Source organism: Nocardioides eburneus (genome assembly GCF_040838215.1).
In the GTDB taxonomy this organism is placed as follows: Bacteria; Actinomycetota; Actinomycetes; order Propionibacteriales; family Nocardioidaceae; genus Nocardioides; species Nocardioides eburneus.
Genome location: NZ_JBFPJR010000032.1, coordinates 1 through 19,550, shown reverse-complemented (window position 1 = coordinate 19,550; position 19,550 = coordinate 1). Strand labels below are relative to the sequence as shown.

The following is a 19,550-nucleotide window of genomic DNA, read 5'->3' as shown; positions in this document are numbered from 1 at the left end:
GCCGGAGCCGACGTCTCGACACTGAACGACCCCGCCAACTCACCGCCCTTCAACAACAAGGCGATCTTCTCCCGCGCCGACCTGACCACGACTGACAACCTATCGATACCGACGAGGCGTAAGTTCGGTTGACGAAGCCCCCGGAACGATCACTGGCCGCAGACGCCGCATCGCCGGGGTTTCGCCGTACTCAGTGATGCACACTCTGATGCCGATTGCCCTGAAAACGGCGTCAAACGGCGAACCTTGCCAACAAGCAGCGTTCCATAAAACGCCGTCTGACCTGCGCAAACGTCGACGGCCGCTAACAAGCCTCGAACCTGAGCCGTCGCGGCATCAGTGGCACGCGGCGTACCCGACGCTCAGCAGGATGGGGACGTCACGCCTCCTCGGGCGTCACCGATCGACGGTGTGCGCGATGAAGACGTCGCACGGCGCGTGCTGGGCGACGTCTCGGGCGATGCTCCCCAAGACCCGGGAGATGCCCTGGACGCGCTTGTTGCCCACCACGATCACGCTGGCGCCCACGCGCCCGGCCGCCGCGAGGAGTGCCTCGGCGGGCTTGCCGTACTCGGCACGCGGGGTCATGGTCAGGTCGGGGTGGTCACGCCGCAGGCCGTCGATCACGTGCTGCGCGAGCTCGGCCGCGGCATCGCTGGCCGTGAGCGGGACGACATCGGTGATCTCGGCCGGCACCGGGTCCCCGGGGCTGTCGAACGCGTGCACCACGACCAGCTGGCCGCCCAGCGCGGACGCCAGTCTGGCGGCCTTCGCGGCCGCCTTGGCCGCGGTCTCGCTCTGATCGACTCCCACCACAACGACGTCGTCCACGACGCGACCTCCGATCTCGAGCACGACTCCGCCGTGCTTTGCCTCTCACCGCGCACCGCGCGGCGTCATCTGACCGCCGCGCGGCCAGACTACTCATCTCGCCCATCCGGGCGCATGGTTCGGCGCGCGCGTCCGGTCGCCGGATTGCTCCACGGACGGATCGTGACGACGGTCGAGTAGGCGCCGAGGCGGGCGTTGCCGCTAGCCCCGCGGCCGCGGGATCAGACAGCCGGGGTCAACCTCGTCCAGGTCCGCGAGACCCATGAGACTCATGGCCCGCTCCAGCTCCATCCGGAGGATGTCGATCGCGCGCTCGACGCCGGCCTGACCGCCGGCGGCGAGGCCGTAGAGGTAGGGACGGCCGACGAGGACGGCGTCCGCGCCCGACGCCAGGGCGACGAGCACGTCGGTGCCGCGCCGAATGCCGCCGTCGAGCAGCACGACCGTCCGCTCGTCGGCGGCGCGCACCACCGCCGGGAGCGCGTCGAGCGTCGCGGGCGCGCGGTCCAGCTGCCGGCCGCCGTGGTTGGAGACGATCACGCCGTCGGCGCCCGCGCCGACCGCGACCTTGCAGTCCTCGCCGTTCAGGATGCCCTTGACCAGGAGCGGCCCGTCCCAGTTCGCACGGATGAACTCGAGGTCCTCGAGCCGGACGGGATAGGCGCTGCGGAGGATCTGGCGCTGCGTCGAGAACGGCGAGGACCGACCGTCGAGGGGCGAGCTCTGCGGGAGGTTCCCCCGGAGGAAGTCGAAGCCCCACCGTGGGTGAGCCACACACTGCGCCACCGTCTTCGCGGTCGGCCGCATGGGGACGGTGAGGCCGTGTCGCCGGTCCCGCTCCCGGTTGCCGATGACCGGAAGATCGACGGTGACCACCAGGGCGCGGACATCGCAGTCCGTGGCCTGCTGGATCACCGCAGCGACCTCGTCACGATCGCTGGAGAGATAGAGCTGGAGCCACAGCGGGTCGGGTTCGACCGCCGAGATCTGGGTGAGCGGGTGTCCCGAGACGACACCGTGGACATACCCGGTCTCGCGACTGCGCGCGGCTCTGGCCACGGCGAGCTCGGCGTCGCGGTGCAGGACGCGGGCGGCACCGGTCGGGGCGAGCATGACGGGCCAGCTCAGCCGGTGTCCGAACAGCGTCACGCTGGTGTCGGGGCTGCCCTCTCCCTTGCTGAATGCGCGGGTCGCCAGCCGGTAGTCGCTGAACGCCCGCTGGTTGTCCGCCCGGGTGACCTCGTCGTCGGCTCCCCCGGCGACGAGGTCGTAGATCGGTCCAGGCAGCCGGCGACGGGCCATGCGCCGCAGGTCCTCGAGGTTCACCGCGCGGTTCGTCGTCGGACTCACGTGATCTCGACACCTCTCGCTCTCGGACCGGTCGGTCGGGCCAGCGGGCACGCCCGGAGAGTCGACCGTATCCGCGCCGACCCACCCGAGGAACGCATCCTGCCGTTGTCCGGTTGACGCCTCCTGCTAGGACTGCGTCGTGAACGGCGAGGTGCCGGACTCCTGGGTGTTCGGGCTGCTCAGGCGGGAATGGCGGCCGTCCGAGCGGTCCCAGTAGCGCAGCACCTCGGCGTTGCTGTGCAGGGCGAAGAGCGCATCCGCGTCCGCCTCGGTGAAGGGGCGCAGGCGCAGACGTGCGGTGGACAGCGTCGGCGTAGACAGGGGCACGGGTGCCATGGTGCCCTGTCTCCGGCGAGGCTCCAGGACCACAGGCTCGCCGCACGTCGTCAGCCGCGCACGCCGCGACGGGCCAGCCAGGAGTCGGTCACGAGCTCGGCCAGCTCCTGCTCGTCCAGGCGCTCGAGCAGCGCCCACAGGGATGCCTTGACCTTGAAGGTGTCGACGCGGACGAAGGTGTCACGGCGGTCGGCGTACATCGCCACGGTGTCGGGCTCCATGGTCCAGAGCTGGACGATCTCGCGACCGGCGTCGTCCCGGCGCAGGCGCGCGAAGGGGTGCCGTCCGACGTCGTACGACGGCGCCCCGTCGGGCGCCTCGCCCCGACGCGCGCCCGCGAGACCGCTCGCGATCCGCTCGACGTCGCGCCACGTCGCCATGGAACGAGTATGCGCCGCCGCCACGCGGCGCGTGAGGTCGGCGCCGGGGGGACGCCGGGATGAACAGAAATCTGTTCGGGCACGACGTTCTCCCCGGACCGGCGCGGACCGGACCAGCCCGGACCGGACCGGACCGGCGCGAGCGGTCCGATCACTCCCGGCGATGCGCCCCGTACGTCGACCCGCCCTCCTCGGATGGCCCCGTCGGAGGCTCCGGCCCGTCGGCCTCGGACAAACCGTGACGCGGTGTGCTGGCGCCGGGCCGGTAGTCGTCGGCCTGATGGTCGACCTCGGGATCGACACGGTCGGCCTCGCGCAGCCGGTCCTCCCGGGTGGCCTCCTCCTGGGCGAGCACACGGCGGGCGCGGGCGGCCTCGTCCTCGGCGCGCTCCGCCTCGGCGCGAGCGAGCTGGGCGCTCGCGTCCGACTCGGCGGCCTGCTGTCGCGCCGCGCCGACGTCGGGGCCCTTGTCGAGCGCCTCGGCACGCAGCTCGGAGGCGCGTGCGACGCGCTGCTCACGCTGCCGCCGGCGGAAGCCGACGACGAGCGCGATCAGTGCTGCGATGACGGCCACGAGGACGATGGCGACGATGATCCAGGCGATGGTGGACATGGGTGCTCCTTCCTTCGGGGCAGGAGGTACCCGTCGACGTGCGCCACCGATCCTCGGCGGTCCAGACCTGCCGCCGATGCTCAGAGCGCCAGCGCCACCATCCAGTCGACGATCTCCTCACCGGCCGCGGCACCCCGGCCGCGCGTGACGGTGAGGTGGGGCGCGGTCCAACCGGAGTCGGCGAGCTCGCCGTGCGCCGGCCGGATGGCGACATCCGCGGCCTCGAGCAGCTCGCGGTCGAGGAGCGAGTCGCCGGCGGCCGCGACGGTGCGACTGCCCAGCATCACGGCTACCTCGCGCATCGCGGTGCCCTTCGAGAGGCCGACCGGGACGCAATAGACCTTGCGGCCTTGGACCGAGACCGTCCAACCGCGCTCGGTGCAGTAGCCGCCGAGCTCCTCGACCCAGCCGGCGGGGAGCGCGTCACGGTCGACGACGGCGTAGCAGAAGAGTCCGTCGGCGCCGCGCGCCTTCTCCACGAAGGCGCTCCCGGCCTCCGACCCCGCCAGCTCTTGGAGGTGGGACCAGACCTCGTCGTACGGCGCCCCCTCGCCCGCCAGCCGGGCGTCGAGCGCAGCGGTGTAGTCGAGGTCCTCCTCGCCGTCGCGCAGCAGCCGGCCGCCGTTGGCGGTGAGGGCGAACTTGGGGGTGGGGCCGGGGAGGTGGATGCGGCGGTACTGCTCGGGCGTGCGCGTCGTCACCGGGACGAGGACGCCGGCCTCCGTCAGTGCACCGATCCCACCGGCCGCCCGCTCGGTCACGAACGAGAGCGGCCGGCCCTGGTAGACCTCGACGCACAGCAGCCGTGGAGCCTCCTCGTCCGGCATCGTGAGCAGCAGTGCGCTCGGTGAGTAGACCAGCGTCCGGTCGAGGTCCGAGAAGACCGCGACCCCGCTCACGCGCCGGTCCCGCGCCCGTCGGCGAGCACGGCACCCCGGGTGAAGCGCGGGTGGATGAGACCGATGCAGGAGTACGGCAGCCCGGGCACCTCCTCGAGCGGCACCCCGCGCTGCTCGGCGAGGACGCGCACGTGGGCGAGCTCGCCGGCCCGCTCCGGGTTGACCAGCACCTTCCACGGCACCCGCCGCAGCAGCACGCGGGTCGTCTCGCCGACGCCGGGCTTGACGAGGTTCACCTCGCCGATGCCGTACGACGCCGACACCTCCTCCACGACGCGCCAGCCGTCCCAGGTGGGACGGTGCTCACCGCCCCGGAGCGCGGCGAGCCGGCCGGGCAGGTCGCTCAGGACGCTGGTCCGCACCGCGGCGAACCGCGCGGCGACGGTGTCGACGAAGCGCCGGGACACGTCCGCCTCGGCGAGGTCGGCGTAGAACTTCGCGCCGTGGAAGTCGCCCGGGCCGATCAGTTCGTCGTTGAGCACGGTCCGCGAGACCAGCCCGGAGACGGTGGAGTTCAGGCAGGCGGACGGGATGAGGTAGTCCTCCCGCGTCCCGAAGACCTCGACGCACCGGCCGGGGTCGGCCAGCACCGCCAGGTCCGCGGAGAACGTGCCGCCGGGAGCGCCGCCACCGAGGAGCCGGGCGTTGGCCTTCTCGACCGACGCCGCCAGCTCGCGGGTGATCGCCCCCTTGCCGGTCCAGCCGTCGACGAACATCACCGTGTCGGGGTCGTGGTGGGCCGCCAGATAGGCGAGCGCCACCTCGTCGATGCCGCGGCCGCGCACGATCGAGATCGCGTAGTGCGGCACGTCGAGGCCGTGCACCGCGCGCGCCCAGCGCCGCATGAGGACGCCGACCGGCGTGCCCGCTCGCGCGAGACTGACGAGCACGGTCTCCCGCCCGCGGAGCGCCAGCACCTGCTCGGTGACCAGGCCGACGGCGTACGCGAGACGGTCGGCGGACTCCGTGAGCGCCTCGGCGAAGAGCGCCTGGTAGGCCGCGTCGGGCTGGTACTCCACCGGCAGGGACTCGGCATAGTGGGCCCGGCCCGCTTGGATCGCCTCCTCGCGCTCCTCGGTCGGCGCCTCGAGCTCGGCGTCCGAGAGGTCCTTCAGCAGCCAGGCGACGTCCTCGGCCGGGTAGGAGCCGAACGCCGGGCCGCGCAGCGGCGCGGGCAGGTGCTGGGGCTGCGCGACGGGGGCGTCGTCAGCGGAGTTCGGCGCGGGCACGGCCGGCGTCGGGGCGTACGCCGGCAGCGTGACGACCACGACCCGGTCGGTCACCCCGCGGAGCCGGTCGACGAGGCCGCCCGCGGAGAAGAGCTCCGGAGTGTCGGCCGGCTCGTCGACGACGACCACCACGGCGTCGTACGCGCCCGGACGGAGGTTGTAGGCGAACCGCGGGCCGGGCCCGTCGGCCGGTGCGTCGTGGGCCGGGAAGGTGAGCGCGGTGCGGATGGCGTAGCCGGGCTCGTCGACGGCGAGGACGGGCGTGCGCGACGTGGTGGAGAACGTGACCGCGTCACCGCGACGGGCGGCGAACGCGCCGGCGATGCGCAGCGGGGCGTAGATCAGCTCCTCCGTGCCGAGGACGTGGACGGCCCCCTCCGGGAGCGCCTCCGCGAGGACGGTGCCGGCCTCCTCCACCGCGGCGTCGAACGCCGGGTCGTGCGGGGTGAAGCCGTGGCGGCCGCCCTCCCGGACGTTCGCCGGCCAGTGCACGTCGAGCCGGGTGACGACGCCGTCGCGCGCGCCGGGCGGCGCAGCGTCGGGCGGCGCAGCGTCGGGCGGCGTGTCCAGCTCGGCGACGAGCGCCTGGCCGGCCTCGAGGACGCCGTCGGGCAGCTCGACCCGGCCGGAGGCGAGCGCCACGGCTTCGATCGTCACGCCGAGCTCCGCGGCGACGGCGTCCATCCGCGCGACGTCGTCGGGCGAGCGCAGGTCGACGAGGGCGGCGATGACGTAGCGCGACCGCGGGTGGAGGGAGTGCAGCGTGCGGATCGTGTTGAGCAGGGTGGTGCCGGTCGAGAACTCGTCGTCGACGAGTACGAGCGTGCGGTCGTCCTCCAGCAGCGGCAGGTCCGGCAGCAGCAGGTGGGAGGTCGCGTGGGAGTGCTCCTCCTCGAAGCCGCCGACCGGCGCGACGCCGAGCACGGGCCGGCGCGTCGAGTGCAGGATCGGAGCACCCAGGGCGTCGGCCACGCTGTGGCCCAGCCCGGTGGCGGTCTCGGCGTACCCGAGCACCACCGCCTCGCCCACGCCCAGCGCGCGCACGAGCCCGCCGAGACGCATCCCCGTGCCGAGAACCCGCAGCGGATGGACGGGCACGTGCTTGCCGAGCACGCGCGACACCAGCAGCTGAGCCCGGCGCGGGTTGCGGCGTACGGCGACGCCGACCAGGTCCTCCAGGCCGAGCCCGACCGGGGCCGCGGTGGTCGTCAGCGTGATCCCGAGCCGCTCGGCCGCCCACGCCCCCGACCACAGCTCCGCCGGCGCAGCAGGCTGCGCCCCTCTCGACTCAGGACCCGGCTCCGTCTGCACGGGTGACATCATCACCCACGCGCCCCGGATCCGGGCGAACCGCATCGACGGCCACGCCCGGTGGCGGAGCTCTCGACTACGCTGTCCGAAGCACAGTCAGGCTCTGGAAAGCGCGGGACGAGGAGGGACGCACCGGTGTTCTCCTCCCGCGCGCGCCAGGAGCGGATCGAGCAGGCCAGGCAGGGTGCGAGCGCCGCGAAGGACTCCGCGGCCGGCGCGTTCCTCGCCCTCGACGACGCCCACAAGATGACCGCCGCGCTCGTCGAGGCCTACGCACAGGTCGAGCCCGGGCCGAAGGCCCAGCGGGTGACGAGCACGCTCGCTCCCCTGCTGAGCGCCAGCGACCGGGCGGCGCAGGACTACATCGCCGCGCTCGACCAGTACGACGGCGTGCTGACCGCCCAGGCGCCCGACGTCGACACGCTGGTCAACGCCCACCGGGCATTCCACGACGTCTACGGCCGACTCGAGTCGGCACGCCAGCAGATCGACCAGTTCCGCGCGCGCAACGCCGAGCTCCAGGACCGCCTGCAGGACGTGCACAGCCGCGTCCAGCCGGCGGTCAACAAGGCGACGCAGGCGCTCGCACGCGCGCGGCAGGCCGCCGCCGACGCGCGCGCGGCCGGCATCGTCTCCCCCGACCTCGACACGCGTCTCGCCCGCGCCGAGCAGCTCGGCCAGGTCGCCGCCGGCGGGGCGTTCCGCGCCGGCGCGCAGGCGGCGATCGACGCCGCCGCCGAGCTCGCGACCGCCGCGGACGACGTCGTCGAGGCCGCGACCAGGCTGCAGTCGCTCAAGACCTCCGGCGGCGGCCGGCTGGCGTCCTCGCGGACCCGTCTGGACGGCATCGCGGGCCGCATCCCACAGGTCCGCGAGACCCTCTCCTACCTGCGTCGCACCTACTCCCTGGCCTGCTCCGAGGACCTCGACCACGTCCCCGAGACCGCCGAGCGCGAGCTCGAGCAGGCGCGCGGGCTCCTCGCCCAGGCCGCCGCGGCGCAGAGCTCCGGCGACTGGGACGCCGCCGCCCGCCACCTCGAGGAGGGTCGCGGCCACCTCGCGGCCGCCGAGGAGGGCGTCAACGGTGTCGTCGCCCGGCGGCGCGACCTCGACGCGCTCGCCGAGGATCCCGCCGCCGAGCTCGACCGGGTCCGCTTCGTCGTCCGCGACGCCCAGCGGCTCGTCGTCTCCGCCGGCACCAGGGCCCCCGCCGGGGAGCCCGCCATCCTCGACGGTCTCATGGCGCGCCTCGACGCCGCCGCGGGCCGGCTCGAAGGCACCCACCCGGACTACTGGAGCTACCTCGTCGAGCTCCGGGCCGTCCGGGACGTCACCGCCGGCGTCGTACGCCGCACGCGGGAGGCCATCGCCGGCGCCTGACTCCGTCGCCGCGTCAGCGGGTGGCGGAGACCCCCGCGACGAGCAGGTCGACGAAGCCCACGTCCTCGGCGGCGACCCCGAAGAGGCGGGCGCGGCGCAGGGTGCGCTCGGCCCAGGCGCGGTGCGGCTTCGCCTCGTTCATCTTGTTGCGGTAGGCCGAGGCGCGGACCCCGCCGCCGGACATGTCGTGGCCGAGGATGTCGCAGGCGTCGGACCACTCCTCATGGGTGACGACCGAGAGCGCGTGGACGGCGAGGACGTGGGTCGGGTGGATGACGGTCTTGCCGGTCAGGCCGTTGGCCTTGTCGAGCACGATCTCGCGGATGAGGCCGTCGAGGTCGCGCGTCACGAGCGTCTGACGCAGCCGCGCCGCCCCCTGCTCCACGAACGGCGTCTGGCGCAGCCGCGGCTTGAACAGCCGGTCCTGGTCGACGAAGTGCTCCCAGACGGGACCGGTCACGACGTAGCCCGTCCCGTCGGCGCGGCCCAGCACGTTGACGACGTCCATGATGACCTCGGCGACGAGCGGGACGTCGTAGACGGTGAGGTCGCGGCTGCGCCGCAGGCCGTACGCCGAGGACAGGTCGGTCGCCCCGAGCCGGACCGCGAGCACGAGGTCGCGGTGCTTCGCCAGGAGCTGGGCGACCCCGAGCAGGGTGTCCTGACGGCTCTCCCGATAGATCGCCCCGGGCGACTCGATCACGGGCATCGCGAGCAGCGGCAGGCCCGTCGCCTGCCGCACGTCCTCGAGCGCGTCGAGGAAGGCACTCCCGGTCTCGTCGGTGAACTTCGGCAGCACGAAGCCGGACAGCAGCCGGGCGTGCTCGCCGAGCCCGGTGGTGATGTCGCCGATCTGGTCGGGATGGCGGACCCGCACGAACGTGAGCGGGAACGACTCGGCCTCTGGGTCGCGCCGACCGAGCTCGGCGAGCTGGCGTACGACGTTGTCCTGCGCCGCAGGGAGGTCGCTGTCCGCGATGGCGTCCTCGAGGCAGACGACGCTGCTCATGACCCCCTGGGCGGCCTGCTTCACCAGGTCGTCGGCCAGGCGCGGCCGGGTCGCCGGCATGTAGAGCGTCGCGCCGAGCGCCATCGCGAGCGTGTCGAGGTCGGACTGACGGCCGAAGGGCTGGGGGACGCGGTGGAAGAGCGCGTCGAGGTCACGCTGGGCGAGCTGCGGGAAGTGGCGCATGACAACCTCGGGGACGACGGGCTCGGGTCGCGCGACGGCGGTGGTGCCCGGATGGCGCGGACGGTATCACCCGCATCTTGACCGTTGGTACGTCGTCGAAACCTGCCGCGCACCTCCGCCTCGCGCCGCTTGCCGACTGTGGCACGATCCGAGCATGACGACGCTGTCCAAGGGCGCCAACACGCCGATCGCGAGCGAGTCGGTCCTCGTCACGCTGACCTGGACGGGTGGCCCCGGCGTGCCCGACCTCGACCTCTCCGGCCTGCTGCTGGGCCCGACCGGGAAGGTGCGCGACGACGCCGACTTCGTCTTCTACAACCAGCCCACCCACGCGTCGGGGTCCGTCGCCCACCGCGGCAAGACCGGGACCGTCGACACGGTGGCCGTCGATCTGGGTCGCGTCCCGGCGGAGGTCGAGAAGGTGGCGCTCGCCGCGTCCGCCGACGGCGGCACCTTCGGCCAGGTCCAGGGGCTCTCCGTCGTCGTCGCCGACGCCGCCACCGGCGCCGAGATCGCTCGCTTCGACGAGATGGGGGCGACCACCGAGACCGCCTTCGTCGTCGGAGAGCTCTACCGCCGCGACGGCGCCTGGAAGTTCCGCGCCGTCGGCCAGGGCTGGGACTCCGGGCTCGCCGGTCTTGCCACCGATTTCGGCATCAGCGTCGAGGAGCCGGCCTCCGCCGCGCCCGCTCCTCCGCCGCCCACGCCGCCCTCCTCCGTCCCGCCTCCGCCGCCGCCCGGCGCCGGCTGGAGCCCCACGCCCACGCCTCCCCCACCGCCCGCACCGGCGAGCGCCGCGCCGCCAGCTCCGGCCGCACCACCGGCTCCGCCCGCGCCCCCGGCCCCGTCGGGCCCGCCGACGGTCAACCTCGACAAGGGTCGGGTCAGCCTGGTCAAGGGCCAGAAGGTGAGCCTGGTGAAGACCGGCGCGCCCGCGCTCGACCTGGTCACCCTCGGCCTGGGCTGGGACCCGGCGCGACGGGGACGGTCGATCGACCTGGACGCGTCGGTGATCGGCTACGACGCCTCGGGCAACCCGGTCGACCTCGTCTACTTCGGCCAGAAGTCCGGCTTCGGCGGCGCCGTGCAGCACAGCGGCGACAACCTCACCGGCGCCGGCGAGGGCGACGACGAGCAGATCCGGGTGCGGCTCTCCGCCGTCCCTCCCCAGGTCACCGCGCTGGCCTTCACCATCAACTCCTACGGCGGCCAGCGGTTCACCGAGGTCAGCCGGGCGTTCTGCCGTCTGCTCGACGACCGCGGCGCCGAGCTGGTCCGCTATGACCTGACCCACTCACAGCCGAGCACCGGCGTGGTCATCGCGGCCCTCCTGCGCACCCCGGGCGGCACCTGGGAGATGAAGGCCCTGGGCGTGTACGCCGACGGCAAGACCGCCCGGGTGATGGTCGGCCCCGCCTGGCAGGCCCTCCGCGCCTGATGGAGTCGGCGCAGATGGCGCGCCGAGTCGGCGTCCGTGGACGCCGACTCGGCGAGGAGTGGGTCAGCCGACCGTGAGGGTCTCGTTCTCCCGCTCCTCGGCCGGCTCGTTGCGGCGGCGGATGAGCGAGGAGATGAAGGCGAGGGCGATGAAGCCGACGCCGATGAGACCGGTGACGATCTCGGGGACTTCGTACTTGATGGTGATCAGCAGGATCACGGCGAGGGCGCCGATGGCCCACATGGCGCCGTGCTCGAGGTAGACGTACTCCGACAGCGTGCCCCTGCGGACCAGGAAGACCGTGAGCGACCGGATGTACATCGCCCCGACCCCGAGGCCCACGGCGATGATGAAGATGTCCTGGGTGATCGCGAACGCGCCGATGACGCCGTCGAAGGAGAACGACGCGTCGAGGACCTCGAGGTAGAGGAAGAGGAAGAACGCGGCCTTGCCGGCGGCCTGCACGGCGCTGCCCGGACCACCGTCTTCGACCTCCTCATGCTCCCCGGCCTCCTCGAAGAGGTCGCCCAGCCCACCGACGAGGAGGTAGACGAGCAGGCCGAGGACGCCGGAGACCATCACGGTGTCGGGATGCTCGGCGATCGTCTGCGCCACGACCACCAGGGCGGCGAGCGCGACGACGACCGAGAGCTGGTCGAGCTTGCCGACCTTCGCCAGCGGACGCTCGATCCACGCCAGCCAGGCGATCTCACGGTCCTCGAAGACGAAGTCGAGGAACAGCATCAGCAGGAACATCCCGCCGAACGCCGCGATCGCCGGGTGGGCGTCGTGGAGCAGGTGGGCGTAGGTCCCCGGGGTGTCGACCGAGCCGCCGTCGAGGGCCTTCTGGACGACCTCGATCGGGTTCAGGTGAGCGGTGATCCCGACGATGATGAGCGGGAAGATCAGCCGCATCCCGAAGACGGCGATGATGATGCCGATCGAGAGGAAGATCTTCTGCCAGAACGGGTTCATCCGCTCGAGGACCGTGGCGTTGACGACCGCGTTGTCGAAGGAGAGCGAGATCTCGAGGACGGCGAGGATCGCGACCAGCCCGAAGGCCGTCGGACCACCGAGGATGAACGCGCCGACGAGGGCGACGACCGTGACCGCGAGCGGCCACTTGAAGGTCTTGAGGAGCAACAGGGGGTTCCTTGATGTCGGGCTGCGCAGGCAGCCTGGCGGGGGTGAACGGGTGGCGGACGACGGAGCGCGGGCTCAGCCGACGTTGACGCCGTAGTCCTTGGCGATTCCGGCCAGGCCGGAGGCGTAGCCCTGGCCGACGGCCCGGAACTTCCACTCCCCCTCGCGCCGGTAGAGCTCGCCGAAGATCATCGCCGTCTCGGTGGAGGCGTCCTCGGAGAGGTCGTAGCGGGCGAGCTCGGCGCCGTTCGCGGTGTCGACGATCCGGATGAAGGCGTTGATCACCTGGCCGAAGGACTGCTGCCGGGTGTTGGCGTCATAGATCGAGACCGGGAAGACGACCTTGTCGACGGTCTCGGGCAGCGCGGTGAGGTTGACGTTGATGACCTCGTCGTCGCCCTCGCCCTCCCCGGTGAGGTTGTCACCGGTGTGCTCGACGGCACCGTCGGGCGAGGTGAGGTTGTTGAAGAAGACGAAGTGTTGGTCGGAGAGGACCTTGCCGTTCGCGCCGCAGATGAGCGCGCTGGCGTCGAGGTCGAAGTCGGCGCCGGTGGTGGTGCGGACGTCCCAGCCGAGCCCCACCGCGACGTTGGTCAGGCTGGGCGCGATCTTGGACAGGCTGACGTTGCCACCCTTGGTCAGGGAGACGGACATGTGGAGTACCCCTTCTCTCGCGAGCTGGTGAGCGGCCGGCGCCGTCAGACGTTGACGCCGAAGTCCTTGGCGATCCCGGCCAGGCCGGAGGCATAGCCCTGGCCGACGGCGCGGAACTTCCACTCGCCGCCGTTGCGGTAGACCTCGCCGAAGATCATCGCGGTCTCCGTCGACGCGTCCTCGGAGAGGTCGTAGCGGGCGAGCTCGGTGCCGTCGGCCTGGTTGACCACCCGGATGAAGGCGTTGCGGACCTGGCCGAAGTTCTGCCCGCGGGCGTCGGCGTCGTAGATCGAGACCGCGACGACGATCTTGTCGACCTCGGCCGGCACGGCGGCGAGGTTGACCTTGATCTGCTCGTCGTCACCCTCGCCCTGGCCGGTCAGGTTGTCGCCGGTGTGCTCGATCGAGCCGTCGGCGCTGACGAGATTGCCGTAGAAGACGAAGTGCTTATCGGAGAGCACACGGCCCTCGGCCGTCACCGCGAGCGCGGAGGAGTCGAGGTCGAAGTCGGCGCCCGTCGTCGTACGCACGTCCCAGCCCAGGCCGACCGTGACGGCCGACAGGCCCGACGGCCCGGCCTCCTTCGTGAGCGAGACGTTGCCACCCTTGGTGAGCGAGACGGGCATGGCGCTTCTCCTTCGTCCTCTGGTCAGATCGCGCCCAACGGGCGTCTGTCGCCTGCGAACTTACCGTGCACAACCCCCAACGAAACCTCGGATCGAAACGTCCCCCGGTTTCGACCTCGCTAGGGTGTGGAAACTCAGCGCCGATCATCCCCGACCCGGAGGAGTCCGATGTCCGTCTCACTGTCCAAGGGCCAGACCGTCTCGCTGAAGAAGGGCGACGGTGGCACCCTCACCCACGTCCGGATGGGACTGGGCTGGGACGCGGTGAAGAAGCGCGGCCTCTTCGGCTCGCGCGCGCAGTCGATCGATCTCGATGCCTCCGCGGTGCTCTACGACGCCGGCAAGCGCGTCGTCGACCAGGTGTGGTTCCGCCAGCTGAACAGCAAGGACGGCGCGGTCCGTCACTCCGGCGACAACCTCACCGGCGAGGGTGAGGGCGACGACGAGTCGATCACCGTCTTCCTCGACCGGCTTCCCGCGACGGTGTCGACGATCGTCTTCACGATCAACTCCTTCACCGGGCAGAACTTCTCCCAGATCGAGAACGCCTTCTGCCGGCTGGTCGACGAGACCACCGGCCAGGAGATCGCGCGCTATGAGCTCACCGGCTCGGGCTCCCACACCGCGCAGATCATGGCCAAGGTCTCCCGCGACGGCGCCGGCTGGTCGATGACCGCGATCGGTGCGATCGCGAACGGCCGGACGTTCCAGGACCTGCTGCCCGCGATCGCCCCCACGCTCTGACCCGGGGCCCGTCCGCCGTCACATCGCCTCCTTGATCCCCTTCCGGATCAGCCACGCGTTGACCGGATAGGAGGTGAGGAAGCCGAGGCACATCCCGATCTGCATCCCGAACCAGTAGACCGGGCTGTCGGGGTGCAGGTGGTGCGGCGCCGGGAAGATCACCATCGCCTGGAGGATCATCCACGCGAAGAGGCCGACCTCGAAGGCGGTCAGGGAGAGGATGTCCGCCTTGGCCGCGGCGATGAGGCCCTCGCGGAGTCCGAGGCCGCGCATCGGCGCGATCGCGAAGTATTGGAAGACCAGCCCCAGGGCGACCGCGAGCACGTAGTCGCCGATGAGCTCGGGGTAGAGCGCCTCGCCGGCGATCGTCAGGCCGAGCGCGAAGACGATCCACTCCGCGACGATGTCGCCGAGCGTGCAGCCCGCGCCGCAGTGGCTGACCCCGACGGCGACGGTCGCCCACCGCGGCTTCGACGGCGGCTCGTCGAGGTCGTGCTCCGCGAGCCAGCGATGACTCGTCGGCCGCCCGAAGCGGCAGTAGCCCCAGACGGCGAGCGGACCGGCGTACAACGCGGTGATCGGCCAGACCCAGGCCATGACGGGCATGTGCGGGCGGAAGCGGCGCACGTCGACGAGGATCCAGGCGGCGCACGCGAGGGCCCCGCCCAGCGCGACCCAGGCGACGACGTCCAGCCAGAGCGGCGGGCTGGTCACGGACAAGGCTCCTTCCCTGCGGCGGTCAGGCGGACAGGTGACTCAGGCGACGCGGTGCTCAGCGAGCCGGCCGGGCCGCACGTCCCAGCCGTGCCCGGGGCGCTCGCTCGGCGCGAGCAGGCCGCCGGGGGCGCCGTACGCCGGCTCGAGCAGGCGCTGCTCGATGCGGACGTGGTCGTGGAACCACTCGACGTGACGCAGGGCAGGTGTGGCGGCGGCGACCGGCGCGTGGAGGTACGGCGCGCAGTGGCCCGAGACCTGGAGGCCGCGGGTCTCCGCGAGCGCGGCGGCACGGAACCAGCCGGTGTAGCCGCCGCAGCGGGTGGCGTCGAGCTGCAGGCAGTCGACCGCCCCGGCGTCGAGGAGCCGAGCGGCGTCGCGGGGCTCGTAGCAGTACTCCCCCGCGGCCACGTCGCAGTCCAGCGCCCGCCGGACCCGGCCCAGCCCGTCGGTGTCGTCGGAGCTCACCGGCTCCTCGAACCAGGTCACACCGTGGTCCGCCAGCCGTCGGCCGACCCGGACGGCCTGACCGACCTGATAGCCGCCGTTCGCGTCGACGAAGAGCCCGGTCCGCTCGCCGGCGACCCGCCGGGCCAGCGCCACCCGGTGCAGGTCGCGCTCGACGCGCGTGCCCCAGGACTCGCCGATCTTGATCTTCACGCTGCCGAACCCCTCGGCGAGCCACCCCTCGAGCTGACGGGCGGTCCGGTCGTCGTCGTACGTCGTGAAGCCACCGCTGCCGTAGACCGGGACCGATGGCCGGGTCGCGCCCCAGAGCCGGTGCAGCGGCAGTCCGCGCAGCCGGCCCTGGAGGTCCCAGAGCGCCACGTCGAGGGCGGAGATCGCCATCGCGCCCAGACCGGGGCGACCGGCGTTGCGGAGCGCGGCCCGCATCGCCGTCCATGCCGCCGTCACGTCCCCGACGCTGCGGCCGACCACGACGGGCGCGAGCAGCTCCTGGATGAAGGCCGCCGCCGCGGCGGGCGCATAGGTCCACCCGGTGCCCGCCGGTCCGCGCGGATCGGCGGTGCGCACCGTGACGAGGACGAGCGTGGTGGCGTCCCAGGCGAAGGTGCCGTCCGCCTCGGGCGCGTCGGTCGGGATCCGGAACGCGGCCGTCTCGACGGTGGCGACCTGCGTCGCCTCGTCGGTGGCGGCCGCCTTCGCGGCGGGCTCGGTGGGCTCAGGACTCACGGTGGGACAGCAGCTCCTGCGCCTTGGTCTTGATCCCCTCCTTGAGGACGCCCCAGCGTGAGGTGTCGCCCTTGATGAGCGCCTTCGACATGTTGAGCACCTGGTCGAGGTCGGCGTGTGGCGGGATCGGCGGGATGTCGGCGTCGCAGTGCACGTCGAGCACGTAGGGGCGGTCGGCGGAGAGCGCGTGGCGCCAGGCGCCGGCGAGGTCCTCCGGGTCGGTCACGGTGAGCGATCCGAGCCCGATGGCGGCGGCGACGTCGGCGTACGACAGGTCCGGGAGCTGCTGGGACTCGATGAAGTCCGGCGTGCCGCCCATGGCGCGCAGCTCCCAGGTGACCTGGTTGAGGTCATTGTTGTGGAGGACGGCGACGACGAGCCGCGGGTCGCTCCAGGTCCGCCAGTAGCGGCTGATGGTGAGCAGCTCGGCGAGACCGTTCATCTGCATCGCGCCGTCGCCCTCGAACGCGATCGACGGTCGATCCGGGTGGGCGAACTTGGCGCCGATCGCATACGGCACCGCCGGCCCCATCGTGGCCAGCGTGCCGGAGAGCGAGCCACGCATGTCGGCCCGGAAGCGGATCTGGCGGGCATACCAGTTCGCGGCGGAGCCGCTGTCCGCGGCGATGAGGCAGTCGGAGGGCGCCTGCGCGGAGAACTCGCTGAAGATCCGCATCGGGTTGATCGGGTCCGCGGAGACTTGCGCCTCCTTGTCCATCGTGTCCCACCAGCGGCGCACGCCGGCCTCGATGCCCTCGCGCCAGCTCCGGTCCTCCTTCCGGGTCAGCAGCGGCTGGAGCGCCTGGAGCGTCGTCCGCGCGTCCCCGACGAGGTTGACCTCGTAGGGATAGCGCATCCCGATCATCGCGCCGTCCAGGTCGATCTGGACGGCCCGGGCCTGGCCGAAGTCGGGCAGGAACTGGCTGTAGGGGAAGTTCGACCCGACGGTCAGCAGCGTGTCGCAGTCGCGCATCATCTCATAGCTCGGCCGGGTCCCGAGCAGCCCGATGGAGCCGGTCACCCACGGCAGCTCGTCGCTGAGCACGTCCTTGCCGAGCAGCGCCTTCGCGACCCCGGCTCCGAGTACGTCGGCCACGGCCGTCACCGCGTCGGCGGCGGCGCGCGCGCCCTGACCGACGAGGATCGCCACCTTGGAGCCGGCGTTGAGGACGTCGGCCGCGCGCCGCAGGGCGGCCCCGTCCGGGACGGCGGTCGGCTGGTTGATGTCGAGGCTGGAGGGCACCATCTTGAACGCGTGCTCGGGCGGGGTGTAGTCGAGCTCCTGCACGTCGTTGGGGATGATCACCGCGGTCGGCGCCCGCCGCGCGAGCGCGATCCGGATCGCCCGGTCGATGACGTTGGGCACCTGCTCGGGCACGGTGACCATCTGCACGTACTCGCTCGCCACGTCCTTGAACAGCGAGATCAGGTCGACCTCCTGCTGGTAGTTCCCGCCCATCGCCGACCGGTTGGTCTGGCCCACGATGGCGACGACCGGCACGTGGTCGAGCTTGGCGTCGTACAGACCGTTGAGAAGGTGGATCGCGCCCGGCCCGGAGGTGGCGGCACAGATCCCCACCTCGCCGGAGAACTTCGCGAACCCGACCGCCTCGAAGGCGGCCATCTCCTCGTGCCGTGCCTGGATGAACCGGGGCTGGTCCCCGGCGCGCGAGAACGCGCCGACGATCCCGTTGATGCCGTCCCCGGGGTATCCGAAGACCTGCTCGACCCCCCACTCGCGGAGCCGCTCCAGCAGCTTGTCGGCGACGGTGGTGCTCATCGTGGACCTTCCTCTCCCTGGGTGGATCGGTGCGTGGGTCGATGCGTGGACGCGTCCGCGGGCTCGGCGGTCGCAGCGCCCGCGGAGGGCGAGAGGCCCTGGGCGAGCAGCTGGGCCAGATGGAGCGGCCGGTGGCCGCTGCGGTCGAGCTCGTCGATCTGGGTGCGGCAGGAGAAGCCGTCGGCCAGGACGACCTCGTCCGCGTCCGCCTCCGCCAGCCGCGGCAGCAGCACCTGTTCGGCGCAGGCCCGGCTGACCTCGCCGTGGCCGGCGGTGAAGCCGAAGTTGCCGGCGAGGCCGCAGCAGCCGGAGTCGAGGTGCTCGACGTCGGCGCCGGCGCGGCGGAGCAGCTCCTGGTCGGCGTCCCAGCCCATGATCGCGTGCTGGTGGCAGTGGACCTGCGCGAGCCCGTGGACGGGCAGCGGCGGCGGCTCCCAGCCGTCGGTGTGCTGGGTCAGGAGCTCGGCGAGCGTCACGGTGTGGTCGCGCAGCCGGTGGACGTCCTGGTCGCCGGCGAACAGCTCGGCGGCGTCGGAGCGGAACACCGCCGTACAGCTCGGCTCGAGGCCGACGACCAGGCCGCCGGCGCGGACATGGGCGGCAAGCGCGTCGACCGTACGACGCAACTGCCGCTTCGCCTGGTCGAGCTGGCCGGTCGAGATCCAGGTGAGCCCGCAGCACAGCGGCCCGGCCGAGGCGGGCGGCAGCGTGACGCCCCACCCGGCGGCCTCCAGCACGGCGACCGCGGCCTTCCCGACGTCGGGGTGGAACTGGTCGGTGAACGTGTCGGGCCACAGCATCACCCGGCCGCGTGGGCCGTCGGCACGGGGCTCCCGCCGGGCCCACCACTCCTGCAGCGTCTCGGTGGCGAAGGCCGGGACCGACCGGTCCTCGAGCCCGGCGGCGCGCGTGCCGAGCCGTCGCAGCAAGGGCATGCGCGCGAGGATGTTGCCGACCCGCACCAGGCCGGTGCGACGCACCAGCCGGGCCACGACCGGCAGCCAGCCGAGCGCGTAGTCGGCGCGTGGGCGCAGCCGGTGCCGATAGTGGTGGAAGAGGAACTCCGCCTTGTAGGTCGCCATGTCGACGTTCGCGGGACAGTCGGTCTTGCAGCCCTTGCAGGCCAGGCACAGGTCGAGCGCATCGCGCACCTCGCGGGAGCGCCAGCCGTCCTTGATGGGCCCGTCGCCGTGGCCGTCGAGCATCTCGAAGAGCAGCCGCGCGCGGCCTCGGGTGGAGTGCTCCTCCTCACGGGTGACCTGGTAGGACGGGCACATCACCGTCCCGCCCTCGTTCTCGAGCTTGCGGCACTTGCCGACGCCGACGCAGCGGTTCGCCGCCTCGCGGAACGAGCCGCCGTCGTGCGGGAAGGTGAACTGCAGCGGCTCGGGCTGGCGGGGCGCCCAGTCCCGGCCGAGCCGGAGGTGGGCGTCGAGCGGGGCCGGGTGGACGACCTTGCCGGGGTTCATCCGGTCGTCGGGGTCGAAGAGGCCCTTGACCTGCTCGAAGAGGCGGACGACCTCGTCGCCGAACATGCGTGGCAGCAGCTCGCCCCGGGACTGGCCGTCGCCGTGCTCCCCCGACAGCGAGCCGCCGTAGGAGGCCACCAGGTCGGCGGCGCGCTCCATGAACGCGCGATAGTGCGCGACGCCCTCGGCCGAGTAGAGGTCGAACGGGATCCGGGTGTGGACGCAGCCCTGGCCGAAGTGGCCGTAGAGCGCGGGTCCGGTGTCGGA

General features: G+C 72.4%; 18 protein-coding genes. 3 read left to right on the top strand and 15 right to left on the bottom strand.

The window, feature by feature from the left end:
* Window positions 1-396: 396 nt before the first annotated feature.
* From AB3X52_RS15695 to AB3X52_RS15665, 7 genes are all read right to left on the bottom strand, one after another.
* A complete protein-coding gene (locus AB3X52_RS15695; RefSeq protein WP_367995039.1) occupies window positions 397-831 on the bottom strand; it encodes a universal stress protein in 435 nt (144 codons plus the stop codon).
* 201 nt (window positions 832-1,032) lie between these two features.
* Window positions 1,033-2,181, bottom strand: a complete 1,149-nt coding sequence (locus AB3X52_RS15690; RefSeq protein ID WP_367995038.1) for an alpha-hydroxy acid oxidase — start codon at window positions 2,179-2,181, stop codon at window positions 1,033-1,035.
* A 126-nt stretch (window positions 2,182-2,307) separates the two neighbouring features.
* Window positions 2,308-2,508 carry a GNAT family N-acetyltransferase gene (locus AB3X52_RS15685; protein WP_367995037.1) on the bottom strand — a complete coding sequence of 67 codons (201 nt, stop codon included), beginning with the start codon at window positions 2,506-2,508 and terminating at the stop codon, window positions 2,308-2,310.
* A 59-nt stretch (window positions 2,509-2,567) separates the two neighbouring features.
* On the bottom strand, window positions 2,568-2,897 hold the full coding sequence (locus AB3X52_RS15680; RefSeq protein WP_367995036.1) for a hypothetical protein: 330 nt from the start codon (window positions 2,895-2,897) through the stop codon (window positions 2,568-2,570).
* Window positions 2,898-3,048: 151 nt separating this feature from the next.
* On the bottom strand, window positions 3,049-3,510 hold the full coding sequence (locus AB3X52_RS15675; RefSeq protein WP_367995035.1) for a hypothetical protein: 462 nt from the start codon (window positions 3,508-3,510) through the stop codon (window positions 3,049-3,051).
* Window positions 3,511-3,590: 80 nt separating this feature from the next.
* A complete protein-coding gene (locus tag AB3X52_RS15670) occupies window positions 3,591-4,409 on the bottom strand; it encodes an HAD family hydrolase (protein WP_367995034.1) in 819 nt (272 codons plus the stop codon).
* Window positions 4,406-6,949 (bottom strand): phosphoribosyltransferase, encoded by a 2,544-nt coding sequence (locus AB3X52_RS15665; RefSeq protein WP_367995033.1) that lies wholly within the window; start codon window positions 6,947-6,949, stop codon window positions 4,406-4,408. The genes AB3X52_RS15670 and AB3X52_RS15665 overlap by 4 nt, the downstream gene beginning before the upstream one ends.
* 135 nt (window positions 6,950-7,084) lie before the next feature.
* Between AB3X52_RS15665 and AB3X52_RS15660 the strand changes: the two genes are divergently transcribed.
* The gene (locus tag AB3X52_RS15660; RefSeq protein WP_367995032.1) at window positions 7,085-8,329 is read left to right on the top strand and encodes a hypothetical protein; all 1,245 of its coding nucleotides are present in this window, start codon (window positions 7,085-7,087) and stop codon (window positions 8,327-8,329) included.
* A gap of 13 nt (window positions 8,330-8,342) precedes the next feature.
* On the opposite strand, the gene AB3X52_RS15655 is transcribed toward AB3X52_RS15660, so the two are convergent.
* Entirely contained in the window at window positions 8,343-9,521 is a 1,179-nt protein-coding gene (locus tag AB3X52_RS15655; RefSeq protein WP_367995031.1) for an HpcH/HpaI aldolase/citrate lyase family protein, read from the bottom strand.
* 154 nt (window positions 9,522-9,675) lie between these two features.
* Between AB3X52_RS15655 and AB3X52_RS15650 the strand changes: the two genes are divergently transcribed.
* Window positions 9,676-10,959 (top strand): TerD family protein, encoded by a 1,284-nt coding sequence (locus tag AB3X52_RS15650; RefSeq protein WP_367995030.1) that lies wholly within the window; start codon window positions 9,676-9,678, stop codon window positions 10,957-10,959.
* 63 nt (window positions 10,960-11,022) lie between these two features.
* On the opposite strand, the gene AB3X52_RS15645 is transcribed toward AB3X52_RS15650, so the two are convergent.
* The 3 genes from AB3X52_RS15645 to AB3X52_RS15635 form a co-directional block, all read right to left on the bottom strand.
* Window positions 11,023-12,102 carry a DUF475 domain-containing protein gene (locus AB3X52_RS15645; RefSeq protein ID WP_367995029.1) on the bottom strand — a complete coding sequence of 360 codons (1,080 nt, stop codon included), beginning with the start codon at window positions 12,100-12,102 and terminating at the stop codon, window positions 11,023-11,025.
* A gap of 75 nt (window positions 12,103-12,177) precedes the next feature.
* Window positions 12,178-12,756 carry a TerD family protein gene (locus AB3X52_RS15640; protein ID WP_367995028.1) on the bottom strand — a complete coding sequence of 193 codons (579 nt, stop codon included), beginning with the start codon at window positions 12,754-12,756 and terminating at the stop codon, window positions 12,178-12,180.
* Window positions 12,757-12,800: 44 nt separating this feature from the next.
* Window positions 12,801-13,382 (bottom strand): TerD family protein, encoded by a 582-nt coding sequence (locus AB3X52_RS15635; protein ID WP_367995027.1) that lies wholly within the window; start codon window positions 13,380-13,382, stop codon window positions 12,801-12,803.
* A gap of 168 nt (window positions 13,383-13,550) precedes the next feature.
* On the opposite strand from AB3X52_RS15635, the gene AB3X52_RS15630 reads away from it, so the two are divergent.
* Complete coding sequence (locus AB3X52_RS15630; protein WP_367995026.1) at window positions 13,551-14,126, top strand: TerD family protein; 576 nt, start codon at window positions 13,551-13,553, stop codon at window positions 14,124-14,126.
* A gap of 18 nt (window positions 14,127-14,144) precedes the next feature.
* On the opposite strand, the gene AB3X52_RS15625 is transcribed toward AB3X52_RS15630, so the two are convergent.
* The 4 genes from AB3X52_RS15625 to AB3X52_RS15610 form a co-directional block, all read right to left on the bottom strand.
* A complete protein-coding gene (locus AB3X52_RS15625) occupies window positions 14,145-14,840 on the bottom strand; it encodes a DUF4396 domain-containing protein (protein ID WP_367995025.1) in 696 nt (231 codons plus the stop codon).
* A 42-nt stretch (window positions 14,841-14,882) separates the two neighbouring features.
* Window positions 14,883-16,034, bottom strand: coding sequence for an enolase C-terminal domain-like protein (locus AB3X52_RS15620; protein WP_367995024.1), 1,152 nt, complete (start codon window positions 16,032-16,034; stop codon window positions 14,883-14,885).
* Entirely contained in the window at window positions 16,024-17,814 is a 1,791-nt protein-coding gene (locus tag AB3X52_RS15615) for a thiamine pyrophosphate-requiring protein (protein ID WP_367995023.1), read from the bottom strand. Before AB3X52_RS15615 ends, AB3X52_RS15620 begins: the two co-directional genes overlap by 11 nt.
* On the bottom strand, window positions 17,811-19,550 hold a 1,740-nt coding region (locus AB3X52_RS15610; protein WP_367995022.1), incomplete at its 5' end, for an FAD-linked oxidase C-terminal domain-containing protein. The genes AB3X52_RS15610 and AB3X52_RS15615, both read right to left, overlap by 4 nt.